At 63.6% G+C, this 13,995-nt stretch carries 12 protein-coding genes and 1 tRNA gene; 9 read left to right on the forward strand and 4 right to left on the reverse strand.

Translation table 11 applies throughout. The features are described from left to right. The first annotated feature begins 206 nt into the window (after positions 1 to 206). The 9 genes from G1C95_RS02885 (at position 207) to G1C95_RS02925 (ending at position 11,175) form a co-directional block, all read left to right on the forward strand. Complete coding sequence (locus G1C95_RS02885) at positions 207 to 3,119, forward strand: LPXTG cell wall anchor domain-containing protein (protein WP_169171407.1); 2,913 nt, start codon at positions 207 to 209, stop codon at positions 3,117 to 3,119. 169 nt (positions 3,120 to 3,288) lie between these two features. Beyond that, positions 3,289 to 3,492 carry a hypothetical protein gene (locus G1C95_RS02890; RefSeq protein ID WP_033494380.1) on the forward strand — a complete coding sequence of 68 codons (204 nt, stop codon included), beginning with the start codon at positions 3,289 to 3,291 and terminating at the stop codon, positions 3,490 to 3,492. Between the two features lie 64 nt (positions 3,493 to 3,556). Next, positions 3,557 to 4,408 carry a VirB6/TrbL-like conjugal transfer protein, CD1112 family gene (locus G1C95_RS02895; RefSeq protein ID WP_169171408.1) on the forward strand — a complete coding sequence of 284 codons (852 nt, stop codon included), beginning with the start codon at positions 3,557 to 3,559 and terminating at the stop codon, positions 4,406 to 4,408. Between the two features lie 26 nt (positions 4,409 to 4,434). Further along, on the forward strand, positions 4,435 to 4,800 hold the full coding sequence (locus G1C95_RS02900; protein ID WP_169171409.1) for a PrgI family protein: 366 nt from the start codon (positions 4,435 to 4,437) through the stop codon (positions 4,798 to 4,800). A gap of 2 nt (positions 4,801 to 4,802) precedes the next feature. Further along, positions 4,803 to 7,163 carry a VirB4-like conjugal transfer ATPase, CD1110 family gene (locus G1C95_RS02905; RefSeq protein WP_169171410.1) on the forward strand — a complete coding sequence of 787 codons (2,361 nt, stop codon included), beginning with the start codon at positions 4,803 to 4,805 and terminating at the stop codon, positions 7,161 to 7,163. After that, complete coding sequence (locus G1C95_RS02910; protein ID WP_169171411.1) at positions 7,163 to 8,482, forward strand: CHAP domain-containing protein; 1,320 nt, start codon at positions 7,163 to 7,165, stop codon at positions 8,480 to 8,482. The genes G1C95_RS02905 and G1C95_RS02910 overlap by 1 nt, the downstream gene beginning before the upstream one ends. A gap of 28 nt (positions 8,483 to 8,510) precedes the next feature. After that, positions 8,511 to 9,056 (forward strand): hypothetical protein, encoded by a 546-nt coding sequence (locus G1C95_RS02915; RefSeq protein ID WP_169171412.1) that lies wholly within the window; start codon positions 8,511 to 8,513, stop codon positions 9,054 to 9,056. Between the two features lie 31 nt (positions 9,057 to 9,087). Next, entirely contained in the window at positions 9,088 to 10,095 is a 1,008-nt protein-coding gene (locus tag G1C95_RS02920) for a hypothetical protein (protein ID WP_169171413.1), read from the forward strand. A gap of 264 nt (positions 10,096 to 10,359) precedes the next feature. Beyond that, complete coding sequence (locus G1C95_RS02925; protein ID WP_169171414.1) at positions 10,360 to 11,175, forward strand: hypothetical protein; 816 nt, start codon at positions 10,360 to 10,362, stop codon at positions 11,173 to 11,175. Positions 11,176 to 11,357: 182 nt separating this feature from the next. Here the strand turns inward: G1C95_RS02925 and G1C95_RS02930 are convergent. From G1C95_RS02930 to G1C95_RS02945, 4 genes are all read right to left on the reverse strand, one after another. Beyond that, positions 11,358 to 11,430 (reverse strand) — tRNA-Lys (locus tag G1C95_RS02930). Positions 11,431 to 11,583: 153 nt separating this feature from the next. Next, positions 11,584 to 13,257, reverse strand: a complete 1,674-nt coding sequence (locus G1C95_RS02935; protein WP_169171415.1) for a VirD4-like conjugal transfer protein, CD1115 family — start codon at positions 13,255 to 13,257, stop codon at positions 11,584 to 11,586. Then, positions 13,254 to 13,664 carry a hypothetical protein gene (locus G1C95_RS02940; RefSeq protein WP_169171416.1) on the reverse strand — a complete coding sequence of 137 codons (411 nt, stop codon included), beginning with the start codon at positions 13,662 to 13,664 and terminating at the stop codon, positions 13,254 to 13,256. The genes G1C95_RS02935 and G1C95_RS02940 overlap by 4 nt, the downstream gene beginning before the upstream one ends. Further along, positions 13,661 to 13,984 carry a hypothetical protein gene (locus G1C95_RS02945; RefSeq protein WP_169171417.1) on the reverse strand — a complete coding sequence of 108 codons (324 nt, stop codon included), beginning with the start codon at positions 13,982 to 13,984 and terminating at the stop codon, positions 13,661 to 13,663. Before G1C95_RS02945 ends, G1C95_RS02940 begins: the two co-directional genes overlap by 4 nt. Between the last annotated feature and the right edge of the window lie 11 nt (positions 13,985 to 13,995).

The raw sequence follows: 13,995 nt of genomic DNA on the forward strand, positions 1-13,995 counted from the left end.
ACTCCAATATCCGTCCGGGACCACGGGCGGCGGGCATGGGAACGGATACTGGCTGGCGTGCGGTGGGGCGCCAATGGTGGGCTCCGGTCAAATGATCCGCACGGGCTTTCCGGTTCGTCGTTCGCCGTCGCGGGTTTCCCTCTCCCTTTTTCTCGCGGCGGCGGCCGCGGCCGGGGGCTGGCTCCTCGTGAAAGGGAGTGTTTCATATGGGCGTGTTGGGAAGGAAATGCTGTGTTGCGGCAGCCATCGCCGCGGCGGTGTGCCTGCTGGTGTCGCCGATGCTGGCGTTGGGGTCGCCGGACGGCGCAGCCGGCGCCGGAAGCGGCGGCGTGGTCGGAGGAACGGCCGGCGGGCATGGCAATACGGCGGATACGGCGTCGCTGGGCTGGTATCTGCCGAACAAGGCATGGGTGCGTATGGGCGACGACGGCGTCTGGCAGATGGTTTCCGATCCCGAGCGGGATAATCACGTCGGCGCGGACGGCATGTCGTTCCTTGACGGCGACGTGGTCGCGGCGGCGGTGAATTTCACGGTGCCGTGGTGGGATGAGCCCACCCGGTTGGAGCTGGTGGACGATTGGACGCTGGTGGACCGGTATCTCGATGTGCGGGACGTGTCCGAGGTACGCGTGTACGTGGCCGAAATGGACGAATACGACGCTCCCTCGCTGGACGGCATCAACGTGACCGGCGAGGATGTGACCGACCGTTTCGACATCGTCTCGGAGGGCATGACGGTCACGGCGAAGGCGACGACCGAGTATCTGGCGTCGCTGGACCTGAGGGAACGTCGCAAGTCGTTGCAGTTCTCGATGCTGGTGCCGTTCGACGTGAGGTTCGACGTGCGCGAGGATCTGCAGCGGGACATCGACGCGATGCGCACGCGCAGCGGGTCGATCGACAATACGTGCAGCGATGGCAAACACGAGCTGATCAACCGCGGCGGCGTGTTCTGGGCCGATCACGAGTATTGGGAGACGAACGAGCCTCGCCTGTGCATCGTGCGCCCGGAGTTCGACAAGGATGTGACCGCGAGCGAAACGGAGGGCGGCGACGGGTCGAGCATCGATGGCCACAGCGTGCTGCCCGGCCAGACGGTCACCTATGAGCTGGAATTGCAGGTGGACGCCGCATCCGACTACACGCTGCACACGCTGGAGTTCGTGGACGAGTACGACGTGCGCACGACGCCGGTCAAGGAGAGCCTGACGGTCGTCGACATGCGCGACGGCGTGACGGTGCCGGCCGAAGCGTACGACGTGGAGTGGGACGACGCCGGGCACAAACTGTCGGTCGCCTTCCGACGCGACTGGCTGGACGAGCATTGGGAACCGTACGGGAACCACCGGTATCGGTTGGAGTTCGACGCAACCGTGTCCGAGGACGCTGCCACGGACACGGTGATCTCGAACCGCGGCTGGATCACGTTGAACAATTCCGGATTGGAGTCGAACGAGGTGACGAACCGGCCGGTCGACCCGCAGCCGGTCAAGCAGGACACACAGGCGGACGCGTCGGTGGACATCGACGGCAGGACCGTGCTGGTCGGCGACCGCCTGTACTACCGGATCACGATCGACGCGGCAGGTTTGGCCGACCCGGCGTATCCGGTGCGCCGGCTGGGCGTGATCGACGACTACGACGAAACCGTGCTGGACGTGGACGAAGCCGGCATCCACGTGCTTGACGAGCAGGGCGCGGACGTGACCGACCGGGTGAACGTGCAGGTCGCCGATGGCGTCGTCTACGCGTTCTTCAAGACCGTGGACACCACGCTTGCCGACGGGACGGTGCTGCCGGGCGACCCGCAGCCCGCCGATCTGGCCGAATACGCGCGGCACGAACTGTCCGTGGAACGTGACGCGGGCATCGACCAGTCGCTGCTCGGCAAGACATACCAGCTGGTACTGCCGATGACGGTCATCGCGGCGGCGGACGGCGGCTCGGTCGAGAATACGGCCGTGCAGGTCACGAACAAGCGCCGCGCGGTGTCGAACACGGTCACGAACGTGCTCGCACAACTCGACCCGTTCAAGGACGTGACGGTCGACGTCGGCGCGGACAGCGCGGACGGCATGAGCATCTACAAGGACCAGCTGTTCCTCTACCGGCTGGATTCCTCCCTGCTGCCCGCGAACCGCGCCTACCCGCAGGTGACGCAGTGGTGTATCGACGACGATTACGACGAGTCGGGCGACGAATACGCCGGCCAGTGGGCCGTGTACGCGGCCGAGGACCTGCACGACGCGGCCGGCGGCGTGATCGCGGCGAAAGGCTCGCGCATCGCGGGCAGCGGCTTCGATTCCGCGCGATTCGGCGGCGACCTGTTCGCCTTGGACATGCGCGACGGCTCGTTCACGGTCGCAGCCACGCAACGCTATCTCGACCTGGTGTCGGCCGACGGCGCGCGGCCGCAGGCATGGCGCGCATACGTGCAGTTCCGACGGGTGAAGGCCGGCGAGTTCTCCAACACGTTCACGGAGACGCTGAATGGCGTGGAACGCCCGTCGAACACGGTGACCACGCGCACGCCCGAACGCTCCCCGTCCGTCGACGTGGAGAAGTTCGACAAAGCGTCCGGCCCGGAGACGGGCGACCGCGACGACACGAAGGACGCGTTGGAGATCACGGGCGACGGCACGGTGATCGTGTTCCGCATCACGAACACCGGCGACGTGCCCCTGACCGGTCTCGAACTGTCCGACGAGACGATTGCCGGAGACGGCACGGTCACCGACCTGAAATACCCGGGCGGCTGGGCGACGCTCGTGTTGCAGCCGGGCGAATCCGTGGACGTGACCGGCACATTGACCGGCGTCACCGACCTGCACACCGATCGCGCGACCGTACAGGCCGCGCCGGTCATCGAATGCGTGCCGAAGGACGACGACCCGTTCGACGACCGGCCCGCGCAGCCGGTCGAACCCGGCACGGTGTGCACGGACACGCCGATCACGAGCGAACCGGACGACTGGAGCGCCTACATGAAACGCATGCTGCCGCACACCGGCGTCGATCTGACCGGCGTCATGGCGGCCGGCATGCTCGTCCTGCTGATCGGGTTCGCCATGCTGCGCATCGCCCACGCGCATCGCCGGAACCCGGTTTCCAACCTCTGACTTCCGCTGCGGCCACGGCATCATCCGCATGACCGCAACGGTTCCTACGGGGATGCTGTCGACCGTCAGGCAGGGTCGGCGGCATCCCGTCGCCAAGGCCGTCCGGCTTTCGACAACACCGGACGGCCGTCCACTCACCGTTGAGTCCCATCATCGCAAAGGAGCCGTCATGGACACGATCACCACGATTCTCGAACTGCTGCAGAAGGCCGCGCTGCTGGGCGGCGGCATCTGGAGCGTATGGGGTGCGATCACCCTGGCCGGAGGTTTGAAGGACCATTCCGGCCCGCAAACCCAGTCCGGCATATGGCAGCTGGTCGGCGGCGCGGTCATCATCGCCGCGGCCGCCCTGTTCGCCAACCTCAGCTTCTGAACGCCCGTCGGCAAACGGGCGGTCGATTCGCATCGGACAGTCAAACGAGGAAGGTGAACCGGTCATGGCGGACTTGGTGGAACCGTGCGTGAACATGCTCAACGCGATCGGCGGCGGCATCGATGGCAGCATACTCGACCGGCTCGCGTTGGGACCGGCCGAGTTCAACGCGAGTCTGTACGGCATGGCGGGATCGGTGCATACGAGCGCGGTCAAACCGGTGTCCGCCACCATCGCCAGCATCGTGTTCACGCTGGAACTGGCCCGCGCGTCGACTCGCGCGGACGGCGACCGCGAACTGGGCGTGAAGATCATCGGGGGCGTGCTGCTCAAATGCGCGCTCGTGCTCCTGTTCGCGTCCAATGCGGCGCTGATCCTGCAGGGCATCGACGCGGTCGTCTCGCAGATCGTGTCCGCCGCGTCTGGTGTACTCGCTGCCGCGCCCGGCAGCGAGACGCAGCTGTTGGGCGATCAGATGCGCTCCGCGATCGAGGATGCCGGCCTCATCGGCCAGAGCGGGCTCATGGTGCTGGTGCTGATCCCGTTCATCGTCTCGCAGATCGCCGGCGTGGTGTTGCTGGCGGTCGTGTACATGCGGTTCATGCAGATCTACATGCTGACCTGTTTCGCGTCGCTGCCGGTCGTGTTCATGGCCTCGGAGCATACGCGCATGATGGGCGTCGGCTATCTGAAACGCTACGGGCAGGTCTCGTTCCAGGCGATCACCCTGACGGTCGGCGTGATCCTGTACCGCACGTTCGTCGGTGAGGCGCTGCGGCTCGACGGCTATGTGGACGGCGGCGACCTGTGGCAGTACATCATCGCGAACTTCGGCACGCTGCTGTTGGGGGCGATCATGCTTGGCTGTCTGGTCATGGTGTCCTCGGCCACCGCCAAGGCCGTGTTCGGCGAATAGACGCGAGATCAGGGAAGGCGGCGGCGATGGCGTTGGAGATCAGGATCTACAAGGAGATCACGGCCACCGAGGCGCGGGTCATGTGGGGCATGAGCTGGCGGCAGCTCGCCGCGGCCGCGATGATGGGCTGCCTGTCGGCGGGAGTGTGGCTCGTGTTCTGGCGCCTGCTCGGGCTCCCCGACATCGGCCAGTACGTGGTGTTCCTCGTGAACCTGCCGTTGGCCGCATGGGGTTGGCTGCGGCCGAAGGGACTGAAACCGGAGGTCTGGTTCGGATACGTGATCGCATGCCGGTTCGGACAGCAACGGTATTTCATCGACGGTCCCGCACGGCCTCGCCGGCGGGAGCGAAAACGGGGCAGGAAGGCCATACGCGAACGAAAGGACGGATGATCATGGCACGACGCAAACCGGCAGGCGGGCAGGGGCGCAGGATGCGCCGGCGGCGGGAGCGAGGGTATCGCACGGCGAAGGAGCTGATCGGCTACGAGGCGATGCTCTCCAACGGGATCGCGTATCTGGGCGACGCTCGGTGGAGCGTGACCGTGCGCATGTCCGACATCAACTATGAGACGGCCACGCGCGAACGGCAGGCGCAGCTCATCAACGCGTGGGCGGAGTTCCTGAACACGTTCGACGGCTCCACGCGGCTGCAGGTCACCTGCGTGACGCGCACGCTCGACGCCCATGACGTGATGTCGATGGTCGGCATGAGGCTGGACGGCGGCCCGTTCGACGCGCTGCGCGCGGAATCGAACCGCATCATGCTCGCCAAGCTCGGCGAACGCTCCCGCAACGCGGTCACCGACAAATACCTGACGGTCACGATCATGGAAGAGGATCCGGAACGCGCGCAGGCCACGCTGAACCGGCTCGTCAAATCATCCGAAAGCCAGCTTTCCACGTTGGACGGCTGCAAGATCACGCCGCTCGGCCGAGGCGAACGACTGCGCCTGCTGGCCCTGCTGCTGCGTCCGGGCGAACCGTTCCGCTACGACGACAAGCTGGTCGAATCCGGCCGCGCCACGTCGAAGGACTTCGTCGCGCCGTGGTGCGTGGACGCGACGGACGCGCGCGTGTTATGCCTGTCGAACGCCGCGGGCGACACGCTGCGCTCGACGTTGTGGATACGCGACTTCCCGCCGATCATGTCCGACCGGCTGATCGCCGAACTGACCGGCTTGAAGACCGAGGGCACGGTGTCGATTCATCTCGCGCCGTACGATCGCAGCGTCGGCGCGGAACTGGTGGACCGCAAGATCGCCGAAATGGACATGCAACGCCTAGAGGAACGCCGCAGGAACATGCGACGGCACATTCCCGCCGACGAACTGCCCGCCGACCTGCGCGACTCGTTGGAGGAGGCGCATAATCTTCGCGACGAGATGCGCCGGTCGAACGAACGGCTCGTGGAGGCGCTGGCGGCGGTCACGGTCTCGGCCCCCACGCGCCCGCTGCTCGACCAGCGGGTCAAGGACGTGCTCGCCGCCTGCCGCAAGCTCTCCTGCACGGCCGAAACCCTCGCCTGCATGCAGCTCGACGGGTTGAACGCAAGCCTGCCGTTGGGCGTGAACCCGCTGCCGATGCGACGCACGCTGACCACGAGCGGCGCCGCGATCATGATGCCTTTCACGAATCAGGAGATCATGGACGAGCAAGGCGTGTTCTATGGAGTCAACGCGCGCAGCGGCAACGCGCTCATGGTCGACCGCACCCGCACCACGATCAACGCGAACGGATTCGTGCTCGGCACCACCGGCAGCGGCAAATCGCAGGCCGCGAAGGCCGAAATGACCGCCTTGTTCCTGTCACGGCCCGACGACGATCTGATCATCGTCGACCCCGAACATGAGTACGCGCCCCTGTGCGAGGCGCTGCACGGCGCGAGGGTGATCGTCAGCGCCGGTTCCGCCGACCGCATCAACCCGATGGACATCACGCTCGACGCCACGCTGGACGGCGACCCGATCCGCACGAAGGCGAACGCGGTCATCTCCATGATCGGCGCGCTCATCGGCGGCTCCGACGGGCTGAACGCCGCGGAACGCTCCATCGTGGACCGGTGCGCGCTCGGCCTGTACCGCGAATACCGCAACAATTCGGCCCTGCCGCAGCCCACTCTGGCCGATCTGCATCGCAGGCTCGTGGCCAGCAGCGAGCCGGAGGCGCGAGGGCTGGCGTTGAGCCTCGAATCGTATACGCTCGGCAGCCTGTCGGGCTTCGCCGGCCAAACCACCGTGGACACGTCCAACCGGTTCACCGTGTTCGACGTGGCCGCGCTGGAAGGGGAGCTCAAGACGTTCGGGATGATGGTCGTGCTCGACCATCTGTGGAACCGGGTCGCCCGCAACCGGAAAGCGGACCGGCGCACCTGGATCTATGTGGACGAGTTCCACCGCATGTTCTCCAACAGGTACGCGTCCGAACAGTTCCTCGACATGTTCAAACGCGCCCGCAAATGGGGTCTCGGCATGACCGGCGTCACCCAGAACATCGAGGAACTGCTCGCCAGCAAGGAGGCGCGGTTCATGCTCGCCAACTCCGCGTTCCTGCTGCTCATGAACCAGACGCCCACCGACGCGGCGAAACTGGCCGACATGTGGCATCTGTCGCCCGAACTGAAGGAACGGTTGGGCGGCGCACGCCCCGGCGAGGGTCTGCTCAAGGCAGGCGAGGCGTTCATCCCGTTCGACGGGCGCATCCCGACCGATTCCACGCTCTACCGGCTGTTCACCACGAAATTCGGGGAGACCTGATGGTCGAACTCATGGACCCGCGGACCGGCACCGCCGGCAAACTCACCTCATACACCGGCCGCATCCGCGAAGGCGAAGGACTGACGGGCCGACTGCGCTCGACCACGGTCAGGCTCGCCGGCGACGCCGCCGCGCTCGGCCGCGGCACCATGCAAACCGCGACAGGGACGACGGACGAGCATGAGGAAAACGGTATCGACCCGGCTGACGCGATCCTTGATGTCGGGCAAGGGCTGCGTTCCGCCAGCCGGCTGGTGCCAAACACCGGCAGGAGCGGCGGGCGACGCAACCGGCGGCCTATGAGCGTGGATGAGCCATTGGACGATATCGCCGATGCCGACCCGGCTGTGGACGTCTTCGCGGAACCGGCAAACGGCAGACAGATCGTGAACGGTCCGGCTCGTCATACGCCTGTCACGTCGTCATCCAGCACGGCTCCGAATCCCGTTGCCACGCTGCGCATGCCGCCCGGCAGCACCCGCGGTGTCTCACGCCGGCTCGCGCAATCCGGAACAACAGACGGGATGCGCCGTACGGGGAACACGGCGCACGGAACGGCCGGAGGCATACGTTTCGCGTCGTCATTGTCCAGATTCACGCCCGGCTCCACGGGTTCCGCGACGCGTGGCACCAGAAATACCGCCAAGGGAGTGGCGAAGGCGGCGGACGGCTTGTCCAATCTCATGCGGGCGGCCGTCGAAGGCTCGCGCAGGATCATGGCGTCCGTCGTTTCTGCCGTGACGGGCGCGGTCGGCATGCCGGTGTTCCTATTGGCGACGGCCGCGATCATGGTGCTCGCGACGCTCATGGCACTCCTGTCATGGCTGCCCGGCTTCAACGCCACGCAGCAGGGCTGCGCCGGCGGCGACTGTTCCGTCACCGGCAGCGTGATCGGCTCGCTGGAACCGCCGTTGGTCATGAACGGCGACGATACGGCCGTGAACGTGGACGCGATGGACCTGCCCGCAATCACCTCGTACGAGCGTTGGCAGTGCACATGGTGGGCCGCGTCCCGGCGCGAGCAGATCGGCAAGCCCGTCGACCCGTGGATGGGCGACGGGCGCATGTGGCGTGCCAGCGCCGAACGGTTCGGCTATCCGATCGACAAGGCTCCCCGTCCCGGAGACGTCATGGTCTTCCAAGCGGGCACACTCGGCGCGGACGATTACTACGGGCACGTCGCCATCGTCGAGGAAGTCAACGAAGACGGCGGCATCATCATCTCCGAAAGCGGCGCCGCAGCAGCCCGCGTCACCCTGCGCACACTCACCGCGCAGCAGCTCGCGGACAACCAGGCGAACATCGACTTCATCCACTGACCGAGCCACATCACGCAAAGGAGCATCCATGAACAATCGAGACCCCAAACGCAACCTGATCATCATCGTCACGGTCACGCTCATTCCCGTCATCCTGCTTGGCGCGGCATGCCTGCGCACGCTCATGCCCGCACGGCACACGATCGACCCAATCGTCGTACGCAACGATCAAAACCGGACGGTCGAACCGAAATCGGACACGACGGTCAACGGGCGGAGGATCGACGCCTACCGCACGGACGAAGCGTGCGTGCTGATGGCACCTCTCGCTGTGCAGGCGTACGTTTCCGACCGGGACGACCGCGACCGGAACCTGAGCGACCTGTTCACCGAGGATGCGGAAGGCCTGCAGATACCGGCCGGACGCATACGCCACGACGACGCCGGCTCGCTTGGCAACGGCTACGTGAAGGTCGCCATCAACGACGACGCGGCCGCATGCGTGGTCGAGACCGAGTCCGGCGTGATCTGGGAGGTCTACTACGCGGACTTCGACCGTGACGGCTACAAGGCCAGCAAGATCATCAGCCACGACAGGGAACGCGCCTACGTTCCCGACACCGACGCCCTGTAACCGGCCACGCGTCACGGAAAGGAACAAGATCATGACCGACGTACCGTTCAATCTCGGCCCGTCCAGCTTCCCCGCCATCGATGACGACGATCCGGGCGCGACCCAAGTCCTCGGTATGGATGCTCCGCCGCGACGATGCGAAGGCTCCACGGCCAACATCGCCCATAATGCCGCCGATGCCATACCTCTGAACCTCGGACCGGCCGGACGCCATGACCGCAACGATGACGAGGACGATGACGGGCATCCCGATGCCGACAGCGGTCGGTTCGCGCCACGATTCCCGGAAAACGCCGTCAAACCGGCGGCGGTCGGATTGGCCGCGCTGCTGCTGGTCGGCGGCGTAATCGCGGGCGTTCGCGTCATCACCGCGACGAATCATGCCGCACCGACCATCCAACAACCGACACAAGCGGACAACGAACGCAGGCAAGCAGAACTTCTGCATGATGCAATGACGGTCGCAAAGGCGCTGCTCGAACGCATCAGGCGCAGTCCCATCGCCGATCGAATCGACCCTAGCCAGCTTGAACAGGCTATGGACGATCAGGACATCGAACGCATGGAAGAGCTCACCAAACAGCTGGAAACCTCATACGCTACGACGCTAGACGACACGACCAGTCAGACGTCCAAGACCCTCGGCGAGGCGATCGGCCGAGCCGACAAGCTGCGCAAGGCACCGGAATCCGACGAACATGCACGGCTCAACCAGCTTGCCGACACATGGCGCGGCAAAACCGTCACTGAGGAGAACCTGGCCGATGCCATCGCGGTCGTAAAACAGATCACCGGCCTTGCCGCGACGGTCGAATCTCAGCAGGCAAAAGCTGAGGAAGCGGAACGGCAGCGGAACCAACGCGAGCAAGAGGAACGCGAACGACAGTCCGCACAACAGCAGTCCACGCAGCAACAGGCGACGGAACCGACGCAGCCACAGCAGCCGCAGTACCAGCCGCCCACTCCGCAGCCGGCGCCCTCGTGGAATGTTCCCGGCCAGCAAACAGAGCGCCTACCCAACCGGGACGGCAGCCTCTGACAGCAGACGCGGGATCCCATGCAAACGCGAACGCAACCCCACGTCCCCGACCCGGCACCAACCGTCACGTTTCATGCAAACGCAAGCGGCCATTCCCGACCCCACGCCAACGCAAGTTAATCCATCCAGACCGTCGGCATATCCCCGATATGCCGACGGTTTACCTTTGCCCAGCGGATCGTCACAATATCTGGACATGGCAGGAGGCGCCGAAGGTAACGCTATCCTTGATATTTATCATCACATCGAATCTGGAGGTCAGATATGGTCAGGCCCGACGCAATAGATAATGCGCAAGGTAGTAATGGCTCCAGCCATACCTCTTCAGGAACAGATCTGGAGCGCCGCAATCGGGCCGATGAGGTAGCGGCACTGCTTGGCCAGGCTCGCTTTGGACGATATCTTGATGATGCCGCCGACGATGTTGATCTTGCCATAGCCTTATGCCAGTGGAACCAACGATTCGCCGGCATACTCCATTCGCAGCTTGGCTATGTGGAGCTTGCCGTGCGCAACACACTGGATCGTCAACTACGCGAACTATCCTTCCGGGAAAAAGGATCACAGGACTGGTGTCTTCCGGGCAACGCCCCGGATCTGGTCAACAGACTCATCCGAGGGACACTTCATGATGCCAATGATCGTGCACGAGCCGATGCTCGTCAGCGAGTACGCCGTGGTAGTCACCGTGTTAATGCGGAAGTCATCCATGACGACGTGCTCTCCCAGTTGATGTGGGGCACTTGGGTCAAGCTGATAGGAAACCCGGAAACCAGCGAAAAGACTTTGGACCAGCAAGAGTTGTGGATGACAGCCACTCGGAATGCTTTTCCTTATGCGTCTGATGGGGAAACTGGACGCATCAAAACTTCTCTTGGGCTGCAGTACATCCGTAGGGTACGAAACAACGAAGCGCATTACGACAACCTGTACAAGGAAGCGCGCAATGTCAACAAAATCATCGGTACGTCCATGTCCCTGTTGAACTCAATCAACCCCGCGTTCACCCACAACTGGATAGATACGGCGGCGCTACGTCGCGCTGCCAGAGAATTGAACACGATCCTTTCTGCCAAGTGACAAAGCCACCCGCTCAGAGGTTTCTTCAAGACAGTTTTTCTGGTACGATTAAATATGCCTGGACGGGGTGAGTCCCGTCTGTGACTTCGGAATGCCGGCTCCTTGAGCCGGCATTCTTGCTTTCAGTAGTCGTACAGAAACAGAAAAACCCTTGGAAACGTTGGCTTCCAAGGGTTGAACTGTGCCCCCTGTGGGATTCGAACCCACAACCCACAACTTAAAAGGATGCTGCTCTAACCGTTGAGCTAAAGGGGCAACAGCACTAAGATACACATCTCCGCCAGACAATCCAAAAATCGGCGTGGCGGATAACCTCCGTGCCGGCCAGTAGTTTTTCTGTATTTATGTATGTAAAGAAACAAAGAAACACTACTGGCGCGTCCGCTTGTCACGCTGCGCCGAGGCAAGTCACATCGGTATCTTGCGGCTGCGGAACGGACGGACGCCGCGCAGAATGTAGATGCACTCGTCGGTGGGCAGCAGGCCGAGCTCGTCGGGTTGCAGGAGCTCGCGTTTGGTGCGCCGCCAGCTCGTTGTGTATGAACCGTTGATGCCCTTGCTTTCGCTGTCATCCATGACGTCGATGGTCTGCGAGCCAAGCCGTTTGGACACCCATTCGAGCGTGCTGGTTTCGGTGCCGCCGAGGAACAGCATCGAGTCGCAGTTGCCGACGATGGTCTCCCAATCGTCGCGGTACATGGCCTTGCCCTGCGCGTAGTTCTGGATGATGACCGAGCAGGAGATTTTGCGGCTACGAATGGTGGCGATAAGCCGCTGGAAGTTGGGGATGCGACCGACGTTCGCGAACTCGTCAAGGAAGCAGTGCACCGGCAGACGATGACTGCCGCCGCCCGCATGATCGGCTTGGTACACGTTGGACTCGAACAGGCATTGGTAAAGGATCGCCGCGAGGAACGAGAATGTGTTCTCCGTGTCCGGCAGGGCGAGGAACACGGCGGTCGGCCGCAATGCGATCTTGTCCAGTCGCATGTCGTCGCCGGACAGTATGCGTCGCACGCTGCCGACCTGCAATGGGGCAAGCCTGACGCCCAGCGAAATGATGATCGACTTCTTCGTCTCTCCCGCCCCCTGCTGGAATTTGCGGTACTGGCGTGCGGCGAAGTCCAAACCCTCCAGTGTCTGTCGTGATTCGACGTCATGTCGGCCGGGGTCTGCGTGGTATTCGGCGACGAGTTCACGTGCCGCGTCGAACATGAGGTCCACGTCGGATTGCATGGTCTCGTCCGCTTCGCTGGCTTCCATCTGATCGAGCATGTCCGTGACCCGGTTCAGGTCCGGCTCGTCCTCGGCGAACCGTACCCATGCGATGAGCGCGTTCAACAGGTTGCGTTCGGCGCGTTCCCAGAACCCGTCGCCGTTGCCGGGCTGCCTGTTGTCGCCGGCCGTGTTCGTGATGATGTTTTCCGTCAGGCGCAGAATGCCGGCCTCGGGGTCGGACGGGTTGAGATAGCGCATCGGATTGAACCGGTCCGAGCGTTCAAGGTCGATAAGATTCAGACAGTGGATCGCATAGCCTTTGCCACGCAGCAGCTCGCCGACCGCGTTCTGGATCTCGCCTTTGGGATCGGTGATCGCATACGACATGTTCGCCTGCCTCAGGTTCGGCAGCACATACCGTCTGGTCTTGCCGGAACCGGACGAGCCAATTACCAGCACGTTCAAGTTGCGTCGTGTCACCCGCCCATCGATGCCCAACGATTCCGTCGCGGTCATCAGCAGGTCATGTCGCCCGCCTTGCCGGAACGGACGGATATCGGCCGGTGTGCCCCACTTGGCCGAACCGTGCTCCTCGCCCTCTCGCAGGTCGCGGCGCATCGACCATCGGTATAGCCAGATCAGGCCTATCGCAATCACCGCGCCCAGTCCGGCAATAAGATCGGCTCGGTGCAGGGACAGAAACAGCGGGCGCTCCGCTATCCCGACGAATATCCGGTCGATGATCTCGCTGGCGGGCAGGCCGGCCGTCATGTCGCCGCGCACTTGCAGGCACACGCGATTGCCGAGATAGAACAGCAGGCAGGCGGACAATATCGTCAGACAGATTACGGGGAAACGTTTCATCGCACCGTACCTTCCGTTATTCGCGCACGCTGCTCCGACTGTTTGCGCTGTAGTCGCTCATTGGTGCGCCGCCTTAGTGATTCCAGCACCATCTCACGAGTAAGCGGTGCAGCATCCCGATTCGGTTGGGATGCGGCCTGAGATTCCGTCGTATTCGGCAATGGTTCTGTGACTGCGAGTGGCGTGACGGAGATTCGACGGCCACCGTTTGACGAACCGGCACCTATGTCCTCCGCCGCTGTTCCTCCTGTTCCAGACGCTATCTCACGAAAGTTATCCACAGAGTTATCCGCATAGTCGATGATGAGCATGTTCGTTCCGCGCCATTCAATGCTGGATGCCTCACGATCTCCGCACAACAGTCGGTCAAGCCGTGTGAGCGTCATCGGCATGTTCCGCTCAATCATGCCGGCTCCTTCCAGTTCATTGACGTGGAGGCGGCGATCATGTCCGCGTTCACCCGAACTTCGGCGTTGGCGATGTCATGGGAGGTGTTGCCGGCATCGGCCCAGCCGCTTGCCACGATCAGGTCGCCTTGTTCCAACCGCTGCTCCCGACAATACGCAGGCATCACGGAGCCGCCCTGCGCGATCACCGGCTCGGCCAAACCGTTCGGCATGCGTACGCCGATCCTCAGCCGCACCAGTTCGCCGCCCGTGTCGGAAACCGTGAACACCGGGTCGGCGAGGAGTTCGCCGCGTACGATCATGTATCGTTTCGTTCCCATCCTGAAAACTC

Source organism: Bifidobacterium oedipodis (assembly GCF_012932425.1).
Classification (GTDB): Bacteria; Actinomycetota; Actinomycetes; order Actinomycetales; family Bifidobacteriaceae; genus Bifidobacterium; species Bifidobacterium oedipodis.